The organism is Sinorhizobium glycinis, from assembly GCF_001651865.1.
GTDB classification, from domain to species: Bacteria; Pseudomonadota; Alphaproteobacteria; order Rhizobiales; family Rhizobiaceae; genus Sinorhizobium; species Sinorhizobium glycinis.
This window is the reverse complement of the sequence record NZ_LPUX01000064.1, coordinates 546,947-567,360: the sequence shown is the minus strand read 5'-3', so window position 1 is coordinate 567,360 and position 20,414 is coordinate 546,947. Positions and strand designations below refer to the sequence as shown.

Genomic DNA, 20,414 nt, shown 5'->3' with positions numbered 1-20,414 from the left:
CAGGCCAGAGGGGGTGTCGCCAACGTCCACTTACGTCCACACCGCCTACCCGGCGGCGCGCAACTTCGCGGCGTCCTTCTCGGCGCGGATTTCCTCGATGGAGCGCACCTCGCGCCGCGCCGCACCCGTCCAGTCGCGGGTCTTCACCGTCGACCGGGCGAGCCGGTCCTTGGCCGCCTCCACGGCATGGGCGTATTGCGGCAGCCATTGAGCCTCAGCGACGACCATTTCGTCGACCATCTGCCAGACCTCCTCCGGCGTGCAGATCGCGCCGACCAGCGGGTCGTGCAGCACCGCGAGCTTCAGAAGATCGATGTCCCCGGTGATCGCCGCATGCACGGACATGCGCTGGACATTGATCGACGAGATGCAGGTGGCGGCACAGGCCTCGGGAAGCGTGATGCCGGACACCATGTTAATGCCGAAGCGATCGACGAAGCCAGGAGATTCGATAATCGCGTCGGCCGGCAGATTGGTGATCACGCCGTTGTTCTTGACGTTGAAATGGCCGCGATAGACGCGCCCGGTCTCGAGCGCTTCGAGGATATGGCTCGCATGCTCGTTCGAGCGCTTGATCGTGTCGAGGGGTCTCGCCGCCTCTTCGAGGAAGCGCGGATATTCCGTCTCGAACCAGTTGCGGGTTTCGGTCGAATAGCGCAGATACCCGCCGGTCTCGCCATGGATCCAGTCCGACATGTCGATCCATTTGGTGATCTCGTCGGGGCGTTTGCGATACCAGGGCAGGTATTCGGAGAGATGGCCGTTGCTTTCGGTCGAGTAGACTCCGAAGCGCTTCAACACGTCGATCCTCAGCTTCTCCTGCTTGGAGAAGACCGGGTGCGCCTCGAAGGCGGCAACGAGCTCGTCCTTGCCGATCTTGCGGCCATTGACGCGCACGTCGATGAACCACGTCTGGTGATTGATGCCGGAGCAGACATAGTCGAGCTCGCCGTCCTTGGCCCCGAGGATCTCGGCGATCTGCTCGGCGCCATGCTGGACGCCGTGGCAGAGCCCGACGGTGTCGACCTTGCCGTATTCGATCGCCGCCCAGGTGTTCATCGCCATCGGGTTGGCATAGTTCAGGAACTTGGCGCCCGGCTCGGCCACTTCGCGGATGTCCTTGCAGAAGTCGAGGATCACCGGAATGTTGCGCTGGCCGTAGAGAATGCCGCCGGCGCAGATCGTGTCGCCGACGCATTGGTCGACCCCGTATTTCAGCGGAATGCGGATGTCGTCCGCATAGGCTTCGAGGCCGCCCACCCGCACGCAGCTGATGATGTAGCGCGCCCCTTCGAGCGCCTTGCGGCGATCGGTGGTTGCGGTGACCCGCGTCGGCAGATTGTTCGCATCGACGATCCGGTCGAGGATCGTCTTGATCATGCCGAGATTGTGCTCGCTCAGATCCGTCAAGGCGAACTCGACGTCGCGGAGCTCCGGCACGGACAGGATGTCGGTGAAAAGCTTCTTGGTGAAACCGACGCTGCCGGCGCCGATAATGGCGATCTTGAAGCTGCCCATTTTCGTTCAATTCCTCCTCGCGAACGGCGATCTTCGCGCTATAAGGGTAAAATCAATTCATCGAATTGATCCGGCCGCGACCGGCGGGCCGTCCTCACCGAAAACCCTGCACCAGACGCTGGTTAGCCACGCGTCTTGCGCGATCTGTGGTCATTATGTGTATAATCCGGAGCGCGACTAGAGAGGGATTGTGCTTTCATGGGTAATTCTGTGCTGCAGCAACTGATCGACCGGGGACCGGTAATGCGCACTGTTTCTCTGCCGCGGGGAAGACAGAGCCTGCACACCATGCCGACGAGCACCGGCTACGAGATCAGGACCGATGGCGGCTACGACTGGGACGGGCGAAAGCGGGGGCAGACGCCGTTCACTGTCTTGCAGCACACGATCGGCGGCGCCGGAAACTTGCGCTACGAACACCGCACCTATCGCGTGCGCGAGGGCGACACGCTGCTCCTCCTCGTGCCACACAATCACCGCTACTGGCTGGAGGACGGCGGGCGCTGGGAGTTTTTCTGGATCTCGATGAACGGCGAGGAGGCGCTGCGCATCCACCGCGCCATTCTCGCCGTCACCGGCCCGGTCCTGAAGCTGCAGCCCGAAACGATCGAGCACCTGGCCGACTGCAGCCTGCGCCTGATCACCGGCGGCGAGACACCCGGCCGCGCCTCGGCGATCGCCTATGAGGCGGCGATGGCGCTCTACGACGACGTTTTCGGTTCGCATCCGGTCATCAGTGAAGAATTTCGGAAGATGCAGCACGTCATCGACCACATCCTTTCGAATCTGGAGAAACCGCTGCCGGTCGAGGAACTCGCCCGCGTCTCGGGATTAAGTCGTGCGCATTTTTCGCGCATCTTCGCGGCGAGCGAAGGCATGCCACCCGCCGAATTCGTGCTTCAGAAGCGGTTGCAGAGGGCGGTGAAGCTCCTGACCAAGACGGCGGACCTGCCTGTCAAGGAAGTGGCCATCCTGTCGGGCTTCGATGACCCCAATTATTTCGCCAAGGTTTTCCGCCGCGTCTTCGGCGCGAGCCCGACGGAGTTCCGCACCACCGGCATGTATGCCAGCGTCCCCGCGAAAACCCGGCAGATAAACGAATCGGTAACGACGCTCGCTGCTGCTTGCGATTGAAATCTGCGCGATAAAATTTTACTAAAGAAATGACGCGAAGCGCGGGCTGATAGGCGGACGCAACAGAATGGTGACAATCAAGGAAATCGCAGCAGCTGTCGGCGTGTCGTCGGCGACGGTGTCGCGGGTCTTGAACTACGATCCGACATTGTCGATCTCCACCAGGAAGCGGCAGGCGATCATCGAAACGGCCGAGGCGCTCAATTATGCGACGCCGCGCAATCGCAGCCGGGCCGCGGCTCAAGCCGTTGGCGTCGGGCTGAAGATCGCGCTCGTCCACTTCCTCGAGCCGGCCCAGGAGCTGGCCGATCCTTACTATGTCGGCGTCCGGCTCGGCATCGAGAGCCGCTGCCAGGCATTGAAGAGCGAGATCGTCAAGGTCGTCCTGAGCGGCAGCCCCCCGGAAGCGGCGATCCTCGAGGGCGCTTCCGGCGTCGTCGCGGTCGGCCACTACTATGGCCAGGAACTCGAATGGCTGCGCCGCCACAGCCGCCACCTGGTTTTCGCCGATTACGCGCCCGCCGGCGATGCGGACGACAGCGTCTTGAGCGATGTCGCGATGGCCATGACCCGGCTCCTCGAAGCGGTTCACGGCATGGGTTATCGCCGGATCGGCTTCGTCGGCTGGATCGACGCTTTCCATGAGCCGGAAAACATCCATTCCGAGCGCCGTTGCCGCACCTATATCGAGTGGATGGTGAAGGCGGGGCTCTACGACCCGGACTTGTGCCTGGTCGAGCGGATGACTCCCGACTGCGGATACGCGCTCACAAAGGCGATGCTGTCGAAACCCAACCCGCCAAAGGTCCTGATCACCTGCAACGACAACATGGCGCTCGGCGCCTATCGGGCCATTCACGAGATAGGCCTGAGGATCCCCGACGATATTGCCGTGGCGAGCTTCAATGATATTCCCGTCGCACAGTTCCTCGGGCCGCCGCTTTCCACGGTGAAAATCCCGGCCGAGCTGATCGGCGAAACCGCCGTCGACTTGCTGCTCGAGCGCCTTTCCGGACGGGAGGTCCCTAAGAAGGTGATCCTCGGAACCGAAATGGTCTGGCGTGGAAGCACGCCCCTGCAGGGCGATCGCGAAGATCAGATCAAAAAGCTTCGGGCCGAGGTTGGCGCCATGGGCCCAGATGATCCGAACTTCGACATTAAGAAATTTACCGATGAGCAGTGGGGCGGCATCTGAAGTTTGAGATGCCGCCGGCGTCAAATCTCGGTAACGGGGGACGCCGTCGACAAGGCTCCGTATTGTAGCTGCCTCTAATCCGCACTGGGTAAAGCCTTCGAGCCGTTTGCGCGCGAAGATGGAGCAGACTGAACTGGCTTGTGAAATACCCGGAGTAAAAATTTACTGAAATATTGCATCGCTCCCGATTTTAGGAAATACTCCGCCCCAGAGACAGGGAGGACTGTCTCGGGGAACGAACCTTGAGGGAGGAAATTCATGGATATTTTCGCGCGTGCCCATCTGCCGCGGATCGCCGCTCTTGCGCTCGCGAGCGCGAGCTCTCTGGCGGTGACCGCCGCAGAGGCGAAGGAAATCACCATCTGGTGCTGGGACCCGAACTTCAACGTCGCGATCATGAAGGAAGCGGGCGCCCGCTACACCAAGACGCATCCGGACGTCACCTTCAACGTCGTCGATTTCGCCAAGACCGACGTCGAGCAGAAGCTGCAGACGGGCCTTGCCTCCGGCACCGCCGACGCTTTGCCCGATATCGTGCTGATCGAGGACTACGGCGCGCAGAAATATCTGCAATCCTTCCCCGGCGCCTTTGCGCCCCTTTCCGGCACCGTCGATTATTCCGGTTTCGCGCCGTATAAGGTCGAGCTGATGACCCTCGACGGCAAGGTCTACGGCATGCCCTTCGATTCCGGCGTCGCGGGAATGTACTACCGCAAGGATTATCTCGAAGCCGCCGGCTTCAAGCCGGAGGACATGCAGAACATTACCTGGGATCGTTTCATCGAGATCGGCAAGCAGGTCGAGGCCAAGGCCGGCAAGAAGATGATCGCAATCGATCCGAGCGACGCGGGGCTTATCCGCATCATCATGCAATCCGCAGGGCAATGGTACTTCAACAAGGACGGCACGGCCAACATCGCCGACAATGCGGCGCTGAAGGCATCGCTGGAGACCGTGGGCAAAATCATGGCGGCCGACATTCACAAGCCGGTTGCCGGCTGGTCGGACTGGGCCGGGACCTTCGCGTCCGGCGATGTCGCGGCGGTCGTCACCGGCGTCTGGATCACCGGCACGGTCAAGGCCCAACCGGACCAGTCCGGCAAATGGGGCGTCGCGCCCATCCCGGCGCTTTCGATCGACGGCGCCACGCATGCCTCGAACCTTGGCGGATCGAGCTGGTATGTGCTCGAAAGCTCCGCCGAGAAAGCCGAGGCGATCGACTTCCTAAATGAAGTCTACGCCAAGGACATCGATTTCTATCAGACGATCCTGCAGGACCGCGGTGCCGTCGGCTCGCTGCTCGCCGCGCGTGGCGGCGCCGCCTACGAGGCGGCCGATCCGTTCTTCGGCGGCGAGAAGGTCTGGCAGAATTTCTCCGATTGGCTGACAAAAGTGCCCGCGGTCAACTACGGCATCTTCACCAACGAGGTGGATGCCGCCGTGATCGCCCAATTGCCGGCAATCATTCAGGGCACGCCGGTCGATGAGGCCCTCAAGGCGATCGACGCCGAAGTGAGCACGCAAATTCAGTGACAGGCAGGCGAGGCGGCGGGTGGAAGCCCGCCCCTCCCGGTCGCGGCGGCAAGGCCGCGGCCATGCTTACGGCTGTCGAGAGCGGGATGAGAAAAACGGTTTCCGCCCGCATCGCGCGTTTCAAACTACTAGAATCGATGACGTTCATGGCTTTGGGTCGACCCGACACCCCAAATCATCAGCGTGATCGGTGAGGAGGATCATGGTTCACGCACGGCGCGGCGGCATCGGCCGATATTATGATGTCAATGGCTGGCTCTTCGTCGCGCCGGCGCTCGGGCTGATCGCTCTGTTCATGATCTATCCGATCGTCTGGTCGCTCTGGATGTCCTTCCAGTCCGGCCGCGGCATGATGATGAAGTTCGCCGGCTTCGCAAACATCGTTCGGCTCTGGAACGATCCGGTGTTCATCAAGGCGCTCACCAACACGATGACCTATTTCGTCGTGCAGGTGCCGATCATGATCCTGCTCGCCCTCGTCCTGGCGTCGCTCCTCAACAATCCGCGGCTGGTCGGCCGGGGGCTTATCCGCACGGCGATCTTCCTGCCCTGCGTGACCTCGCTCGTCGCCTATTCGGTGCTGTTCAAGGGCATGTTCGCGCTTGACGGTATCGTCAATTCGACGCTTGAGGCGATCGGCATCATTTCCTCGCCCATTCCGTGGCTGACGCATCCTTTCTGGGCGAAGGTGCTGGTCATCATCGCAATCACCTGGCGCTGGACCGGCTACAACATGATCTTCTATCTCGCGGCACTTCAGAACATTGACAGGTCGATCTACGAGGTCGCCCGCATCGACGGCGTTCCGGCCTGGGCGCGCTTCACCCACATCACCATCCCGCTGTTGAAGCCCGTCATCCTGTTCACCACAGTGATTTCGACGATCGGCACGCTGCAGCTCTTCGACGAGGTCTACAACCTGACCGAGGGCAAGGGCGGGCCGTCGAATGCGACGCTTACGCTGTCGCTCTACATCTACAATCTCACGTTCCGCTACATGCCGAGCTTCGGCTATGCGGCGACGGTTTCCTACGTCATCGTCATCCTGGTCGCCATGCTCGCTTTCCTTCAGTTCTTCCTGGCCAGGGAGCGCGACAGATGAGAAACAACCCTGCCACTATCGCCTCGGCCGTCTTCACCTATGGCTTCGTCGGGCTGATGGCCTTCCTGTCCGTCTTCCCCTTCATCTGGATGGTGCTCGGCGCGACCAATTCGTCGATCGACATCATCAAGGGCCGGCTTATGCCGGGTGAGGCGCTGGCGACGAACATCGCCAACTTCTTCACCCTGGTGAACGTGCCGCTGGTCTTCTGGAATTCGGCGAAGGTCACCATCTTCGCGACGGTGCTGACGCTGGCCGTCTCGTCGCTTGCCGGCTACGGCTTCGAGATCTTCCGTTCGCGCCGGCGCGAAAACCTCTACCGCGCCATGCTGCTGACGCTGATGATCCCGTTTGCGGCGCTGATGATCCCGCTCTTCATCATGATGGGCAAGATGGGCCTCATCAACACCCATATCGCCGTCGTGCTGCCGACGATCGGCTCGGCCTTCATCGTCTTCTACTTCCGCCAGAGCACCAAGGCCTTTCCCTCGGAACTGCGCGACGCGGCGAAGGTCGACGGCCTGAAGGAGTGGCAGATCTTCCTTTATATCTATGTGCCGGTGATGCGCTCGACCTACGCGGCCGCCTTCATCATCGTCTTCATGACCGCCTGGAACAACTATCTCTGGCCGCTGATCGTGCTGCAATCCAACGAGACGAAGACGATCACGCTGGTCATCTCGTCGCTCGCCTCGGCCTATTACCCCGATTACGGGGTGGTGATGGTCGGCACGTTCCTCGCGACCCTTCCGACCCTCACCGTCTTCTTCTTCATGCAACGCCAATTCGTCCAGGGCATGCTGGGCTCAGTCAAATAGGAATCATGATGCGCTCTGTAACTTCATTCAACGATTCATGGGTCTTTTCCGAAGGCTTCAACGCCGCCACTGCCGGCAAACTGCAAGCCGGCAAGCCAGTCAGCCTGCCGCACAACGCCGTCGAGCTGCCCTTCAACTATTTCGACGAGACCTCCTATCAGCGCGCCTTCACCTATCAGAAGGTGCTCGCCTGGCGTCCCGACTTCGCCGGCCGCGAGGTTTCGCTCGTCTTCGGTGCCGCGATGGCCGATGCCGTCGTCTACCTCAACGGCGAGGAGATCGTCGCCCACAAGGACGGCTACACCCCCTTCGAAGCGCGCCTCACCGGCAGGCTTCGCGACGGCGACAACCTCATCACCGTCAAGATCGACGGCAGCGAAAACCCGGAGATCCCACCCTTCGGCGGGCGCATCGACTATCTCACCTATGCCGGCATCTATCGCGACGTCTGGCTGAAGCTCACCGACGCGGTCGCGATCGGCAATCTCAAGATCGAAACCCACGACGTCCTAAGCGACGCCAAATCCGTCACCGTCCGTTGCGACCTCGCCAATCCGCAAGGCCTCGCCTTCTCCGGCACCGTGACGGCGCTGCTCAGGGACGCCAATGGCCAATTGCTGGCTGAGGCGGTCGGCGAGACCCGTGGCGAGAGCGTCACGCTGGAAATGACGGGGCTTGAGGGCCTGTCGCTCTGGGACATCGACGATCCGGTGCTCTACCGAGTGGAAGTCCAGCTCCGCACCGATCACGGCGGTGACCTCCTCTCCTCGCATTTCGGCTTCCGAACGGCGGAGTTCACGGTCGACGGCTTCCGGCTGAACGGCCGGCCGCTGAAGATCCGCGGCCTCAACCGCCACCAGGCCTTTCCCTATGTCGGCTATGCAATGGGGCGCAGCGCGCAGGAGCGCGACGCGGAACTCTTGAAGCACAAGCTGCACTGCAATCTCGTCCGCACCTCGCATTACCCGCAGTCGAAATGGTTCCTCGACCATTGCGACCGCATCGGCCTCTTGGTCTTCGAGGAGATCCCCGGCTGGCAGCACATCGGCGGCGAGGCCTGGAAACAGGAAGCGATCCTGAACGTCCGCCGGATGATCGAGCGCGACTGGAACCATCCGTCGATCGTCATCTGGGGCGTCAGGATCAACGAGTCGCAGGATTCGCACGATTTCTATGTCGAGACCAATCGCCTCGCCCGCGAGCTCGACCCGACCCGTCAGACCGGCGGCGTGCGCTACATCACCGACAGCGAATTCCTCGAAGACGTCTACACGATGAACGACTTCATCCTCGGCAACGAGGAGCTGCCCGGCTCGAACCGGCCGCGCACAGCGCTCCGCCCGCAGCAGGAATGCACCGGGCTTTCGCGCAAGGTGCCGTACCTCATCACCGAATTCGGCGGCCACATGTATCCGACGAAGATCTACGACCAGGAGCAGCGGCAGGCCGAACATGTCCGCCGTCACCTCGAAGTGCTGAACGCCGCCCATGGGAGCCTAAGCATTTCCGGCGCGATCGGCTGGTGCATGTTCGACTACAACACGCACAAGGACTTCGGCTCCGGCGACCGGATCTGCTATCACGGCGTCATGGACATGTTCCGCGAGCCGAAATTCGCCGCTTACGTCTATACCAGCCAGTGCGAGCCGTCGAACGAAGTGGTGATGAAGCCGGTCACCTTCTGGGCCCGCGGCGAGCGCAACATCGGCGGCGTGCTGCCCCTGATCGTGCTGACCAATTGCGACGAGATCGAACTGAGATACGGCTCGCTTACGAAGCGCGTCGGCCCGGACCGCGAGACCTTCCCGCACCTGCCGCATGCGCCCGTCGTCATCGACCACCGCCACTTCACCAAGGACGAGCTCGGCGTCTGGGGCATGAAGTGGGAGAGCGCCGAATTCACCGGCTTCGTCGACGGCAAGGCCGTCGCCCATCTCCGGATGGTCGCCGATCCCCTGCCGACGACGCTCGCGATCGAGGCCGACAGCCAGACGCTTAGGGCCGAAGGGCGCGACAGCGTGCGGGTCATCGTCCGCGCCCTTGATCAGGCCGGCAACATCCTGCCGTTCCTGAACGATGCCATCGACATCGCGGTTGACGGCCCGGCACGCGTTATCGGACCGAACCGGCTTGTCTTCCAGGGCGGCTCGACCGGCTTCTGGCTGGAATCGACGGGTGCCGCCGGCGACATTTCCGTCAGCGTCACCTCGTCGCGCCTTGGCACGGCGAAGCTCGAACTGTCGGCCACCACCGAAGGAGCGGCGCGCGCATGACCGAGCTCCAACTCAGCGATGTCCGCAAGTCCTATGGCGGTTTTGAAGTCATCAAGGGTGTCGATCTCGACATCAAGTCGGGCGAGTTCGTCGTCTTCGTCGGACCGTCCGGCTGCGGCAAGTCGACCCTGCTCCGGATGATCGCCGGTCTCGAGGAGATCACCTCCGGCGACCTCACGATCGACGACGTGCTGATGAACGATGTCGACCCCTCAAAACGCGGCATCGCCATGGTCTTCCAGTCCTATGCGCTCTATCCGCATATGACCGTCCGGGAGAATATGGGCTTTGCGCTGCGCTTTGCCGGCGTTCCCAAGGCGGAGATCGAAAAGCGGGTCGGCGAAGCCGCCAACATCCTGGAGCTTGGGCCCCTGCTCGACCGCAAGCCGAAACAGCTTTCCGGCGGCCAGCGCCAGCGCGTCGCGATCGGCCGGGCGATCGTCCGCCACCCGAAGATCTTTCTCTTCGACGAGCCGCTGTCGAACCTCGACGCGGAACTGCGCGTCCACATGCGCATCGAAATCGCGCGGCTGCACAAGCAGCTCGCCGCCACGATCATCTACGTGACGCACGACCAGGTCGAGGCGATGACGCTCGCCGACAAGATCGTCGTCATGCGCGGCGGCGTCGTCGAGCAGGTCGGCTCGCCGCTCGATCTCTATGACGATCCCGCCAATCAGTTCGTTGCCGGCTTCATCGGCTCGCCGAAGATGAACTTCCTGAAAGGCGTGATCGAAGCCGGCGACGGCGGCGAATGTTATGCACGGCTGCCGGAGTACGGCGGCGTGAAAATCCCCGTCGGTCTCAAGGGGGCGGCGCCTGGGACTCCCGTAACGATTGGCATACGGCCCGAACACTTCAAGGAAGAAGGCTCGGTATCACTCGACCTGACGATCGACATGCTCGAGCATCTCGGCGGGGAGACCTTCGCCTATGCCCGGCACGGCAATGGCGAACTCGTCGTGATCGAAACGAAGAACGGCCGCGGCCTCAAATCCGGCGACCGCATCACCGCCCGCTTCGACCCCGCCTGCGCGCTGGTGTTCGACGAGGGCGGCAAGCGGCTGCGGTAAGAGGTTCAAAGCGCTGGCTACGCCAGCTGCCCCTCACCCTAGCCCTCTCCCCGCAAGCGGGGCGAGGGGATTTTCGAGCCGGAGCCCGCCGCGAGTCTCCTTCGCCCCGCCTGCGGGGAGAAGGTGGCCGGCAGGCCGGATGAGGGGCGGGTGCAGGCCGAAGTCGACAAACCTCTGGCTCTCATTGCCGCGCCTACCGCGCCCCCATCCTCAGCGCCCCGTCGAGCCGGATGACCTCGCCGTTCAGCATGTCGTTCTGGCAGATATGCCGCACCAGCGCGGCATATTCCCCCGGCCGGCCGAGGCGCGGCGGGAACGGCACGCTCTTGCCGAGCGAATCCTGCACCTCCTGCGGCATGCCGGCCATCATCGGCGTTTCGAAGATACCCGGAGCGATCGACACGACGCGGATGCCGGAGCGGGCGAGCTCGCGCGCGATCGGCAGCGTCATCGCCACGACGCCGCCTTTCGAGGCCGCGTAAGCCGCCTGGCCGATCTGCCCGTCGAAGGCGGCGACCGACGCGGTGTTGACGATCACGCCGCGGCCGCCTTCCAGATCCGGCTCCTCCCGGGCGATCGCCGCGGCCGCAAGGCGGATCATGTTGAAGGTGCCTATGAGGTTGATGCCGATCGCTCGCGTAAAACTGTCGAGCCGATGCGGCCCGTCACGGCCGAGCACCTTCTCGCCGGGCGCAATGCCGGCGCAGTTGATGAGCCCGTGCAGATGTCCGAAGGTGTCGAGCGCCGCCTGCACCGCCGCGGCACCGTCCGCCTCGCTCGTCACGTCCGTCCGCACGAAGCGGGCGCGGTCACCGAGTTCGGCGGCCATCGCCGCTCCCGCCTCTTCATTGACGTCGGCGATGACCACCTGGCCGCCGTCGGCGACGAACATCCGAGCGACGGCGGCGCCAAGCCCCGAGCCGCCGCCGGTGACCAGAAATACCTTGTCGAGGATCAGCATGGCCGCGCTCCGTCGGGCGTGGGGAGCCGCGGGGCCGAATTCCTTTCAATCATCGTTCTCCTCCCATCGCTTATCGCGTAGCGCCGCTGCACGGCGTCGATTCCTCGGCGCTGACTATAGCCGGAGGCGCTATCGAAGCGATAGCCGATAGAGGCTGCCGGCACGTAAGGCGGCACCCCCCTCTGCCCTGCCGGGCATCTCCCCCACAGGGGTGGAGATGGGCAGGTGGCAATGTCCCGCTCACCAATGTCACAACGCCTCGATCAAGGGATACTGTGCTGCGGCATGCGCCCGTTATAGTAAGGTAAGGCCGCGCCTCCAGCCGATCTCCCCCCTTGTGGGGGAGATGCCCGGCAGGGCAGAGGGGGGTAGCCTCATCCACTTGCCGATTTTCGCTTCAGGAATAGCAGCCGCGCCTTCCCCCCTCATGCCCCGGTGCGTGCCACCAGCGGCACGTAGTTCTCAAGCTCCGGCGCCGGGAAATTGAGCGTCGCGCCGATCTCGGCCGAGCGGTAGAGCCCCATCAGGATCTCGACGACGGCGAGCCCGTCCTCGAAGGTCTCGAGCGGTTTCATGCCCTTCCTGAAGGTGCCGGTTCTCGTCCGTGTAGCCATAGACCCCGGCCTCGTCCTCGAGTACCGGCATCAGCCCCTGTTCGGCATTCTGCTTTTCGACCAGGTCCTCGCCCTCGGACCCCTTTACCGCCCGCGACAGGAAGATCTTCAGCCCCGTGCCGAGCGAATTGTATTCCAGCGCATATTCGGGGCCGAGGAGTTCGAGCTGGATGCGTAAGCCGGCGCCGACAAAGGCCCAGGAGGTCGTCGCCTCGATCATCAGCTCGTTGCCCGCCTCGTCCTCGAGGGTGACGGTGGCGCGGGCGAAATCCTCCGAGGGGCGATTGCGGTAGTCGACCTCGTTTCCGTATCGCTGCTGCAGCTGGTCGGCATAGGCCGGGCGGGTCCATTTGAGGTTCGCCACCGTGCCGTTCACCGCCTTGACCCTGAGCGAATTGCGCGGCGCGCCGGGGGCCGTCAGCAGATGGCGCGCCACCTCGACGCTGTGGCACATCATGTCGGAAAGCACGCCGCCGCCCTGCTTGTCGCCCTGCCAGAACCACGGCTCGTGCGGGCCGGCATGCTCTTCGGCGGCGCGGGCCAGATAGGGCCTGCCCGTGGTCGTGGCGGCGCGGCGCCAGATGATCTCCTTGCCGCGCAGCACCGGGGTACAGAAGACCTGGTTTTCGAGATAGCCATGGTTGAGGCCGGCGTCCTCGGCGAGACGCAGCATCTCGCGGGCCTCGGCGACGGTGCGCGCCAGCGGCTTTTCGCAGGCGACGGCGAAGACCTGGCTGCGCCCCGCCTTGATCTCCGCATGGAGCGCCCGCATGACCTCCAGCCGTGTATAGTTCGGCGACACGATCCAGATCGCATCGACGTCGCCGGCCGAGAGAAGGTGGTCGAGGCTGCCATGGGGGCGGCAGGTCCCGAGTTCGAGTTCCTTCGCCGCTTCCGCGAAGCGCTCCCGGTTTTCCGCCTTGCGGCTGTAGACGCCCGTCACCTCCACGTTGCGCACGCCGACCAACGACTTCAGATGGAAGTGGGCGATGAAGCCGGTTCCGACAAATCCGATGCGCAGGGTCTGCTTTGGCAATGTCGTCATTCCTTCCTCCCTACTGCATGTCTCCTTGAATCGACCTCGATTTAAGGACAAAGACATGCAGCAATTCAAAGTGCTACAGCGACCTTTGCGCGCCTGATAAGGCGCGCGGCGCTGTAGGATAGCTCAGATGCAAGGCGGCGCCGTGCTGCCGCGAATGTTGAGCGCCGTCGGCAGCACGATCGGTTCGCCGCCCTCGACGCGCCCGCCCGACAGGATGCTGAGCAGGAGCCCCATGGCGGTGCGGCCGATTTCGGCGCGCGGCTGGCTGACGGTCGTCAGCGGCGGGTAGAAGGCCTTGCTCAGATAGAGATCGTCGAAACCCACCACCGAGACCTCGCTCGGGACGTCGCGCCCCATGCGCCTCAGCTCATGGGCGGCACCATAGGCCATTTCATCATTGGCCACGAACAGCGCCGTCGGCGGTTCCGGAAGTGCAAAGAGCGCTCGGCAGCATTCCAGCCCGCCCTCCAGCAGAAAGTTGCCGCGAACTTCGTAGCCGGGCGGGATATCCAGACCGGCTTCGCGCATGGCGAGCCGATAGCCCTCGCGGCGGTAGACGCTCATCGGTTCCGGAACCGGCCCACTGATATGGGCGATTCGTCGGTGCCCAAGCCCGATCAGATGCTCCACTGCCTCGCGCGCGGCCCCGACATTGTCGACCTGCACATGCGGCAGTTCCGAACCCTCGATCATTTCGAGCGCCACCACCACCGGCAGATGGTTCCAGGCGCCGGTGCGATTGCCGCCTTCCGGGGGCAGCTTGCCGGTCATCAGGATCATGCCGTCGGCATGGCCGTCGCGCAGCATGTTGAAATATTCGATCTCGCGGAGCGGATCGTTCTCGGTATTGCCCATCAGCACCGCATAGCCCGCTTCCCGCGCCGTCGCCTCGACACCTTTCAGAACGTCGAGATAGAAGGGGTTGCCGACATCGCGCACGACAAGGAGCACCGCCATCGATTTGCGCGTCCTCAGGTTCCGGGCGCTGACATTGGGGCGGTAGTTGAGCTCGCGCGCCAGATCGTGGATGCGCTGGCGCGTTTCGGGCGTCACCAGCGCCGAGTCGGAAAGCGCGCGCGAGACTGTGGCGACCGACACTCCGGCCTTCTCGGCAATATCCTTGATCTTCGGCCGGTCCCTCATGCGCGCATCGCCCGGCCCCGGCCATAGAACATCATGAGGACAAGAAGTGTCGCACCGAACACCATCTGCCGGCCGGATTCGTCGATGTTCACGGTGGTGAGGATCCCCTGCAGGATGACCAGCAGGAAGGCGCCGGCCATCGTACCGGTATAGCCACCCTTGCCGCCGGCGAGCGAGGTGCCGCCGAAGACGACGGCGATGATCGAGGTCAGCGTGTATTGCTCGCCGACATTGGCGAAGGACGAGCCGGAATAGCCGAGCAGGCAGAGGCCGGCGATCGCCGAGAACATGCCGGAGATCATGAAGAGGGCTATTCGCATCAGCCTGACCGGCACGCCGGCCATATAGGCCGCATGCTCGTTCGAGCCGATCGCATAGATGCGGTGGCCGAAGACCGTCCGGTTGAGCATGAAGGCCATCAGGATACCGATCGCGACCCACAGCCAGATGATGCCCGGCACGCCGAGGACGAGCGGCTGGGTGACGAAGCGCGACAGGGCAGGCGCCGCCTGGCCGGAGGGAATGCCCATGCGGATGACGACGAGCAGGCCCTGCAGCACGCCGAGCATGCCGAGCGTCATCACGAGCGGCGGGATGCGCAGCAGCGTGATGCCGAGGCCGTTCAGGAGGCCGAAGAAGGCACCGGCCAGAAGACAGGCGGCGATCGCCGGCAAGATACCCCCATCGGCGCCGTTCATGACATTGCCGGCGATGATCGCCGACAGCGACACGACGCCGCCGACCGAGAGATCGATGCCCTCGCGCCCGCCGAGGATAACCACGTTCTGGCCGGCCGCGACGATGCCGAGCAACGAGGCGACGATCATCAGCCTGAGGATCTGCGCACCGCTGGCAAAGCCCGGGGAGAGCAGTTCGCCGAGATAGAGGAGGAGGACGATCAGGATGAGCGCGACGACGATCGGCTGGCGGAGGAAAGACGTTATCCTGCTCATGGCCGCGCCCTCCGCCCGGCAAGCACTCCGGCCATCAGAACGATCAGGATCGCCAGCCCCTGGACGAAGTTCTGCCACTCGGACGGCGTCCCCATGAAGAAGACGACGGAACTGATAAGGCCGATCGTCAGCGCGCCGAGGAGCGAGCCGACCACCGTTCCCCAGCCGCCGGAAAGCGCACTGCCGCCGAGCACAACGGCGGCGACGCTGAAGAGCGTCATCTTGCCGCCGACCAGCGGATCGCCGCTTGCCGTATCTCCCGTGATGCAGAAGGCCGCAAGCGCCGAGAACAGGCCGCAGAGCAGATAGCCCCGGATCCTGATCGCGACCACCGGCAAGCCGGTCTGGTAGGCCGCCTGCTGGTCGTCGCCGACGGCGAGCAATTGCGTAGTGAGGCGCGTGCGGCTCAGCACCGTGAGCAGGACGACCAGCGCCGCAAGGATATAGAACACGAAGGGCAGCCCGAGCAGCCGGCCGCCATAGGTGCGCCAGAAGATGGTCGGCGCCGGCGTACCGGCAACCGGCAGGATGTAGAGCGCCAGGCCGGTGAAGAAGATGCTGGTCGCGAAAGTGGCGACGATCGCCTGCAGCCGCAGCGCAGCGACGACGAACCCGTTGACGAGCCCGCAGGCGAGCCCGATGAGCAGGCCGATGGCGAGCGCCAGCAGCACCGCGCCGGCGCCTCCCCCCCAGCGCTCCATCAGCACGACGATCGCGACATTGACGAGCGACAGGATCGAGCCCGCCGACAGATCAATGTCGCCGGCATAGACGACATAGGTCTGGGCGATCGCAAGCAGGATCAGCGCCATGTAGGTGCTGAGCAGCCCGGTCAGCGAGCGGTAGCTGAGGCTGTTCGGCGAGAAGACGCCGTTGAGCGCAAGCAGCACCAGGACGATGGCGAGCGCCGGCAGGAAAGGATAGCGCTCGAGCAGCCTGCGGATGCCGCCGGCGCGCCGGTAGGTCGGGCTGGTTGCGATCTCTGCCATCAGGCGGCCTCGTAAGCGGCTTGGTAGAGGTTGTAGCGGGTGCGATCCGCCCCGATGAGTTCCCGGCTGACCGAGCCGCCGTTGAAGACCAGGATGCGGTTGGCATTGCCGAGCAGTTCGGCATCTTCCGAGGAGTAGAGAACGATGCCGAGACCTTCGGCCGCCAATTGCCGGATCAGCGCGAAGAGGTCGGCCTTGGCCGAAAGATCGATGCCCTTGGTCGGGTCGTCGAGCAAAAGCACATCCGGACGGTCGATCAGCCAGCGGGCGATGATCACCTTCTGCTGGTTGCCGCCGGAGAGCGAATTGATCGGATGGAAGAGGCTCGCGAATTTCGTATGCATGCTTTCAAGCGCCGGCGCGACCCGGTCGCTGAGCTTCGAGGGCCTGGCGATCATCAGCCGGTCGCGCAGGTAATGGATCGGCGTGACGTTCTCGATGATCGGCCGGCCGCTGATGACGCCGTCACGGCCGCGGTCGCCGGAGACATAGGCGCAGCCGCGGCGGATCGCGTCGCGGGGACTTGCCGCATCAAACCGCTCGCTGCCGATCAGGATCTCGCCCGACGCGACCGCGCCGGCGCCGAAGATCGCCCTGAGAAGCGCCGACTGGCCCTGGCCGTGCAGGCCGCCGAAACCGAGGATTTCGCCGCGGGCCACTTCGAAGCTGACATTGCGGAAACCGGCGCCCGAAAGATTGCGGACCGTCAGCGCCGCCCCGTCCTTCGCGTCGACAACCGCCGGCACCGAGGATTGCGAGGCCGGCATGTCGCCGGCGCCGCCGACCATGAGCCGGATCACCGTGCCGGCATCGGTCTCGCCCAGATTGAGGGTCGTGATCGTCTCGCCGTCGCGGATGATCGTGACGCGATCGCCGATCGCCTTGATCTCGTCCATCCGGTGCGAAATGAAGATGATGCCGCGGCCGCGTCGCTTCAGATCGCGCAGGATCTCGAAGAAGCGCTCGACCTGGGCGCGGTCGAGCGCCGAGGTCGGCTCGTCGAAGATGATGAGCGGCGCTTCGCTGGCGAGCGCCTTCATGATCTCGACGAGCTGGCGCTGGTCCGGGCGCAAGTTACCGACGAGCGCATCCGCGGAAAAGCCATCGCCGGAGACGCCGTCGAACAGCGCGATATAGCGCGCCGCCCGCTCCTTCAGCGCCGTGCGGTCGACGAAGAGCCCGGCCTTGGCCGGCAGCGCGGCAAGGCAGACGTTCTCCTCGACCGTGCGGTGGGCAGCGAGGCTGAGCTCCTGATAGAAGATGCCGATGCCTTGAGCGCGGGCCGAACGCGGACCGGTGATCGTCACCGGCGTGTCGTCGATCAGGATCCTGCCATCGTCCGGCCGCACGCTGCCGGCAATGATCTTGCAGAGCGTGCTCTTGCCGGAACCGTTCGAGCCCATGAGTACATGGACCTCGCCGGCCAGGACTTCGAGGTCGCCGCGGCGGAGCGCCAAGGTCGCGCCGTAAGCCTTGCTCACGCCGCTCAGTTTTAATTTCGACATGCGACTGCGTCCGTTACGCTTCGGCTTGCCGGGCGCAGGCCGTGATCGGCCCGCGCCCTACCCGGAAAGGCTCACTTGAAGAGCGCTTCCGCCTCTTCGATTGAAAGCGAGCTCGTATAGGAGTAATAGCCGGGCTTGCCTTCGAGCTGCTTTGCCGCCTCCTCGACGTTCTTCGAATCGATGAACGGGATCGGCAGGTAGAGGGCGTTGCCGTATTGGCCCGCCTTGGCCGGCTCCTTCAGTTCCTTGCCCTGCAGCATCAGGACGGCGACATTGAGCGCGCTCGCCATGACGCCGGGCGGGTTCACGGTCGCGCCGGAGTTCAGCTTGTCCTTGATCCAGAGGTCGATGAAGTCCTTGCGGATCTCACCGGTCGCGGCGATCTGGTCCTTCTTGCCCGCATCCATGATCGACTTCCAGGCACCGGCGGCCATGCCGTCCTGCACGACGACTCCGTTGATGTCGGGATAGGTGGCAAGGATGTTCTGCATCGCCTGCTGTCCCTGGGCCTGGTCCCAGTTGGCGTTCACTTCATTGACGATCTGGATATCCGGAAAGTCCTTGAAGACCGACTTGTAGCCGGCGACCCGCATCTCGTTGGCCGGATGCCCGGCAACGCCGTTGATCGCCACCACCTTGCCCTTGCCGTCGAGCGTCTCGGCAAGCCATTTGGCGCCGGCCGCGCCCCAGGCGGTCTGGTCGATGCCGACATAGATCGCATCGGGCGAGGAGACTTCCGCATCGGTCGCGATCACCAGGATGCCGGCCTCCTTCGCCTGGGCGAAGATCGGGTCGAAGGCCGTCGGGCTGTTCGGGTTGACGATGATGGCGTTGACGCCCTCGGCGATGAAGTTGCGGATATGGGCGATCTGCCCGGGCACGTCGACATTGGCGCTCTGCACCGAAACCTCGACGTCGACGTCCTTGTCCTTCCATTTCGCCGCGGCTTCCTTCGCCTCGTCGATCATCTGGGTACGCCACTCGCTGCCGACCCAGCCGTTCGACAGGCCGATCTTGAAGGTCTCCGCGTTGACCGCCGAGGCCGAGACAACGAGAGACGCGACCGTGCCAAGCGCAAATGCAATGAATTTCGTCATAAGATCCTCCCAAAATCTTGCGTGAGCCATGAAGCCAGAAAATGTAATCGATTTCAATGCCGAGTTTAAAGTTGTATCGCGACTTCGCTGTGCTGGAGCGCACCTTTGCCTGTGAAGATCCCGCCATCACACCAGGCGGCGAACTTGCCCGCTAAAGCGAGAGGCTATACTTTCGGGCGATAGCGCCTGCGGCATGGGGGCACGGTACGTTCGGGCTTCCGGCGATCCTTGCGAAGCCTTCAGGCAGGAACGCCAAGGGGTGCCATTTGACCGGAATTCTGACTGCAAAGCTCGATGAAGCACCGCTCACGGCGGGAGAAATTTCGAACTGGCTGTCGGCGGAAAAGGGCGAAATATACAAACCGCTGAACCGCGATTGCCGCGACCATTTTTCGTTCAGCATGCACGGCATCGATGGCTTCGGCGGCTGGTCGGGCTCGAGTTCCACCCTCCGGCAGTTTGCCGTCAACATCGAGAGCGACGATTTCATGTTCTTCATGGAGCATGGAACAAGCTACGAGCTGGCGACCGGAGGCATACGGCACCACGTCACGCCTGGTTCGGGATTGCTGACGTCGGCGGATCGCTATTCCGGTATTACCATCGGCGGAGGGTCGGTCGGCGAAGGATTTTGCGTGCCGCGCGAGGCGGTCATGGCGGCGCTTGTCGGAACCTACGAGCGGGCAATTCCGGCAGGATTCGAATTCACGCCGGTGCAGGACCTCAACAGCGGGCCCATGGCCCACATGCTCAACCTGATCCGGTTCTTCCGGGAGAACATCTGCGAAAGCCAGAATCTGGCGGCCTCGCCCATTGCGCTCGCCAGCTTCAAGGAGATGTTCTGCCTGCTGATGGTGCAAAACCTCCATCATTCCCTTTCCCAGTCCAATCTGCCGGTCAATACGATCGCGCCGCGCCAGCTCAGAAGAGCCATGGATTTCGCCAGGATGCATGCGGCCTTGCCAATCGGTGTCGCGGACATGGCGGCTGCCGCGGGCGTGAGCGCCCGCGCCCTTCAGGTGAATTTCCGCCGATTCCTCAATACGACGCCCATGAGCTACCTTCGGCAGCTGCGGCTCGAAGGCGCCCGCCGCGAAATGATCGAGGCGCGCCCATCGGCGACGGTAGCCGAAATCGCGCAGCGCTGGGGCTTCGTGCATCTCGGCCGGTTTTCCCAGGAATACCGGGCTGCATTTGGTGTCTCGCCATCCTCCGATCTGGCCCGGCCCGGTCTGAAGGGCAATGGCTTCCGGCTGAATTAGTTTAGTGCCCAAGCCGATCGCAGCGAAAACTCGGGAGCACCCCCCTCTGCCCTGCCGGGCATCTCCCCACAAGGGGGGAGATCGGCGAGCAGCAGCGTCTTGCTCGACAATTCAGCGTTTCGGCATTCACGAGCTTACCGGTGGGCAGGGCTTTGCCTTTGACCATCTCCCCCCATGTGGGGGAGATGCCCGGCAGGGC

Annotated in this window: 15 protein-coding genes and 1 pseudogene; 8 read left to right on the top strand and 8 right to left on the bottom strand. The window is 63.6% G+C overall.

From position 1 onward, the window contains the following. Window positions 1-45: 45 nt before the first annotated feature. On the bottom strand, window positions 46-1,518 hold the full coding sequence (melA, locus tag AU381_RS22460) for an alpha-glucosidase/alpha-galactosidase (RefSeq protein ID WP_064243920.1): 1,473 nt from the start codon (window positions 1,516-1,518) through the stop codon (window positions 46-48). 198 nt (window positions 1,519-1,716) lie between these two features. On the opposite strand from melA, the gene AU381_RS22455 reads away from it, so the two are divergent. From AU381_RS22455 to AU381_RS22425, 7 genes are all read left to right on the top strand, one after another. Next, entirely contained in the window at window positions 1,717-2,652 is a 936-nt protein-coding gene (locus AU381_RS22455; RefSeq protein WP_064243919.1) for an AraC family transcriptional regulator, read from the top strand. Window positions 2,653-2,719: 67 nt separating this feature from the next. Further along, window positions 2,720-3,847 (top strand): LacI family DNA-binding transcriptional regulator, encoded by a 1,128-nt coding sequence (locus AU381_RS22450; RefSeq protein WP_244520110.1) that lies wholly within the window; start codon window positions 2,720-2,722, stop codon window positions 3,845-3,847. Window positions 3,848-4,105: 258 nt separating this feature from the next. Beyond that, complete coding sequence (locus AU381_RS22445; protein WP_064243918.1) at window positions 4,106-5,380, top strand: ABC transporter substrate-binding protein; 1,275 nt, start codon at window positions 4,106-4,108, stop codon at window positions 5,378-5,380. 202 nt (window positions 5,381-5,582) lie between these two features. Continuing rightward, a complete protein-coding gene (locus AU381_RS22440) occupies window positions 5,583-6,482 on the top strand; it encodes a carbohydrate ABC transporter permease (protein WP_064243917.1) in 900 nt (299 codons plus the stop codon). Next, window positions 6,479-7,300, top strand: coding sequence for a carbohydrate ABC transporter permease (locus AU381_RS22435; RefSeq protein ID WP_064243916.1), 822 nt, complete (start codon window positions 6,479-6,481; stop codon window positions 7,298-7,300). Before AU381_RS22440 ends, AU381_RS22435 begins: the two co-directional genes overlap by 4 nt. An 8-nt stretch (window positions 7,301-7,308) precedes the next feature. After that, window positions 7,309-9,573: a glycoside hydrolase family 2 protein gene (locus AU381_RS22430; protein ID WP_064244200.1), complete on the top strand. Its 2,265-nt coding sequence runs from the start codon at window positions 7,309-7,311 to the stop codon at window positions 9,571-9,573. After that, window positions 9,570-10,646 (top strand): ABC transporter ATP-binding protein, encoded by a 1,077-nt coding sequence (locus AU381_RS22425; RefSeq protein WP_064243915.1) that lies wholly within the window; start codon window positions 9,570-9,572, stop codon window positions 10,644-10,646. Before AU381_RS22430 ends, AU381_RS22425 begins: the two co-directional genes overlap by 4 nt. Before the next feature lie 193 nt (window positions 10,647-10,839). On the opposite strand, the gene AU381_RS22420 is transcribed toward AU381_RS22425, so the two are convergent. The 7 genes and pseudogenes from AU381_RS22420 to AU381_RS22390 all read right to left on the bottom strand — a co-directional run bounded on the left by AU381_RS22420 (window position 10,840) and on the right by AU381_RS22390 (window position 18,953). Next, entirely contained in the window at window positions 10,840-11,607 is a 768-nt protein-coding gene (locus tag AU381_RS22420; RefSeq protein ID WP_064243914.1) for a 3-hydroxyacyl-CoA dehydrogenase, read from the bottom strand. Between the two features lie 425 nt (window positions 11,608-12,032). After that, window positions 12,033-13,266 (bottom strand): annotated as a pseudogene (locus tag AU381_RS22415) (Gfo/Idh/MocA family protein). 123 nt (window positions 13,267-13,389) lie between these two features. Continuing rightward, window positions 13,390-14,409 carry a LacI family DNA-binding transcriptional regulator gene (locus AU381_RS22410; RefSeq protein ID WP_064243913.1) on the bottom strand — a complete coding sequence of 340 codons (1,020 nt, stop codon included), beginning with the start codon at window positions 14,407-14,409 and terminating at the stop codon, window positions 13,390-13,392. Next, window positions 14,406-15,362 carry an ABC transporter permease gene (locus tag AU381_RS30125; protein ID WP_064243912.1) on the bottom strand — a complete coding sequence of 319 codons (957 nt, stop codon included), beginning with the start codon at window positions 15,360-15,362 and terminating at the stop codon, window positions 14,406-14,408. The genes AU381_RS22410 and AU381_RS30125 overlap by 4 nt, the downstream gene beginning before the upstream one ends. Further along, window positions 15,359-16,351 (bottom strand): ABC transporter permease, encoded by a 993-nt coding sequence (locus tag AU381_RS22400; protein WP_064243911.1) that lies wholly within the window; start codon window positions 16,349-16,351, stop codon window positions 15,359-15,361. Before AU381_RS22400 ends, AU381_RS30125 begins: the two co-directional genes overlap by 4 nt. Further along, on the bottom strand, window positions 16,351-17,856 hold the full coding sequence (locus AU381_RS22395; protein ID WP_064243910.1) for a sugar ABC transporter ATP-binding protein: 1,506 nt from the start codon (window positions 17,854-17,856) through the stop codon (window positions 16,351-16,353). Before AU381_RS22395 ends, AU381_RS22400 begins: the two co-directional genes overlap by 1 nt. A gap of 71 nt (window positions 17,857-17,927) precedes the next feature. Beyond that, on the bottom strand, window positions 17,928-18,953 hold the full coding sequence (locus AU381_RS22390) for an ABC transporter substrate-binding protein (protein WP_064243909.1): 1,026 nt from the start codon (window positions 18,951-18,953) through the stop codon (window positions 17,928-17,930). Window positions 18,954-19,219: 266 nt separating this feature from the next. On the opposite strand from AU381_RS22390, the gene AU381_RS22385 reads away from it, so the two are divergent. Continuing rightward, window positions 19,220-20,215, top strand: coding sequence for a helix-turn-helix domain-containing protein (locus AU381_RS22385; protein WP_064243908.1), 996 nt, complete (start codon window positions 19,220-19,222; stop codon window positions 20,213-20,215). The last annotated feature ends 199 nt before the right edge of the window (window positions 20,216-20,414 follow it).

What these genes read in the sequence shown, in the direction of transcription:
- AU381_RS22395 (WP_064243910.1), bottom strand. Translation starts at nt 17,856, where the DNA reads ATGTCGAAATTAAAACTGAGCGGCGTGAGCAAGGCTTACGGCGCGACC.
- AU381_RS22430 (WP_064244200.1), top strand. Translation starts at nt 7,309, where the DNA reads ATGCGCTCTGTAACTTCATTCAACGATTCATGGGTCTTTTCCGAAGGC.
- AU381_RS22420 (WP_064243914.1), bottom strand. Translation starts at nt 11,607, where the DNA reads ATGCTGATCCTCGACAAGGTATTTCTGGTCACCGGCGGCGGCTCGGGG.
- AU381_RS22440 (WP_064243917.1), top strand. Translation starts at nt 5,583, where the DNA reads ATGGTTCACGCACGGCGCGGCGGCATCGGCCGATATTATGATGTCAAT.
- AU381_RS22400 (WP_064243911.1), bottom strand. Translation starts at nt 16,351, where the DNA reads ATGGCAGAGATCGCAACCAGCCCGACCTACCGGCGCGCCGGCGGCATC.
- AU381_RS22435 (WP_064243916.1), top strand. Translation starts at nt 6,479, where the DNA reads ATGAGAAACAACCCTGCCACTATCGCCTCGGCCGTCTTCACCTATGGC.
- AU381_RS22450 (WP_244520110.1), top strand. Translation starts at nt 2,720, where the DNA reads ATGGTGACAATCAAGGAAATCGCAGCAGCTGTCGGCGTGTCGTCGGCG.
- AU381_RS22410 (WP_064243913.1), bottom strand. Translation starts at nt 14,409, where the DNA reads ATGAGGGACCGGCCGAAGATCAAGGATATTGCCGAGAAGGCCGGAGTG.
- AU381_RS22390 (WP_064243909.1), bottom strand. Translation starts at nt 18,953, where the DNA reads ATGACGAAATTCATTGCATTTGCGCTTGGCACGGTCGCGTCTCTCGTT.
- AU381_RS30125 (WP_064243912.1), bottom strand. Translation starts at nt 15,362, where the DNA reads ATGAGCAGGATAACGTCTTTCCTCCGCCAGCCGATCGTCGTCGCGCTC.
- AU381_RS22425 (WP_064243915.1), top strand. Translation starts at nt 9,570, where the DNA reads ATGACCGAGCTCCAACTCAGCGATGTCCGCAAGTCCTATGGCGGTTTT.
- AU381_RS22455 (WP_064243919.1), top strand. Translation starts at nt 1,717, where the DNA reads ATGGGTAATTCTGTGCTGCAGCAACTGATCGACCGGGGACCGGTAATG.
- AU381_RS22445 (WP_064243918.1), top strand. Translation starts at nt 4,106, where the DNA reads ATGGATATTTTCGCGCGTGCCCATCTGCCGCGGATCGCCGCTCTTGCG.
- melA (WP_064243920.1), bottom strand. Translation starts at nt 1,518, where the DNA reads ATGGGCAGCTTCAAGATCGCCATTATCGGCGCCGGCAGCGTCGGTTTC.